This window comes from Leisingera sp. JC1 (genome assembly GCF_001679925.1).
Lineage (GTDB): Bacteria > Pseudomonadota > Alphaproteobacteria > Rhodobacterales > Rhodobacteraceae > Leisingera.
In genome coordinates, this window is sequence record NZ_LYUZ01000056.1 from 1 (window position 1) to 662 (window position 662).

The 662-nt window shown below is 70.4% G+C and carries 1 protein-coding gene; it reads left to right on the top strand.

The features are described 5' to 3' along the window. Positions 1-104 precede the first annotated feature (104 nt). Complete coding sequence (locus tag A9D60_RS26940) at positions 105-482, top strand: peptidase G2 autoproteolytic cleavage domain-containing protein (RefSeq protein WP_065266703.1); 378 nt, start codon at positions 105-107, stop codon at positions 480-482. The last annotated feature ends 180 nt before the right edge of the window (positions 483-662 follow it).

Consider the following 662-nt stretch of genomic DNA (forward strand, 5'->3'; position numbering starts at 1 on the left):
CTCCGTGGTGCTGGAGGGCGGAAAAATACGCGCCGCAAAGGCCGGCGAGGAGCCCATCGGCGTGATCAGCGCCAACCCGGCAGTGGTGGGCGACGGCGACATGGATGGCTGGAAGCACCGCTGGCTGCGCGACCTCCGTGGTGCTGGAGGGCGGAAAAATACGCGCCGCAAAGGCCGGCGAGGAGCCCATCGGCGTGATCAGCGCCAACCCGGCAGTGGTGGGCGACGGCGACATGGATGGCTGGAAGCACCGCTGGCTGCGCGACCCCTACGGCACCCTGCTGCGGGATGCGGACGGCCGCCCGCAGCAAAATCCCGCCTATGATGCCTCCCGGGCCTATGTGCCGCGCGCGCAGCGCCCGGAATGGGCGCTGGTGGGGCTGGTGGGCAAGCTGCGCCTGCGCCAGGGCCAGCCCGCCGGGGCCCGCTGGATCCGGATGCGGCAGGCGGGCCCGCAAATCGCGGAATGGCTGGTGCGCTGAGCCCCCGGCTCAGAGCGGTGCGGCAAAAAACGCCGGTGCCGCTGTGCCCTTGTCCAGGCATCCGGCAAAACCGCGCGCCGCGTCCAGCGCTTCGCGGATGGTCACATCCATGTCCAGGTAGCGGTAGGTGGCAAGCCGTCCCACAAAGGTGACGCCCTGTGTCTCCTCTGCCCGCTGCAC

Excerpts from the sequence above, each read along its gene's own strand:
- A9D60_RS26940 (WP_065266703.1), top strand. The coding sequence starts at position 105 with ATGGCTGGAAGCACCGCTGGCTGCGCGACCTCCGTGGTGCTGGAGGGC.